The 311-nt window shown below is 63.7% G+C and carries 1 protein-coding gene; it reads left to right on the forward strand.

The features are described from left to right. Positions 1–311 (forward strand): RNA polymerase sigma factor region1.1 domain-containing protein (locus ACV22Z_RS35865; protein WP_448080961.1); only part of this gene is annotated, 311 nt, incomplete at both ends.

Below are 311 nucleotides of genomic sequence, written 5' to 3' on the forward strand. Positions count from 1 at the left end.
CTCACCCACGCGGACATCAACGACCACCTGCCCGACAACTTTACGCAAACGGCTGCGATGGAAACCATCGTCAGCACGTTCGGCGACATGGGCGTGGCCGTGTACGAGCAGGCGCCGGACGCCGAGGCACTCCTGTTGAACGACTCCACGACTGCGGTGGCATCCGACGATCAGGCGGACGAGGAAGCGGAAGCCGCGCTGTCGACCGTCGATTCCGAATTCGGCCGCACGACTGACCCGGTCCGGATGTACATGCGCGAAATGGGCGCCAGCGAACTGCTGACCCGCGCGGGTGAAATCGAGATCGCAAA

The organism is Burkholderia sp. PU8-34 (assembly GCF_053427725.1).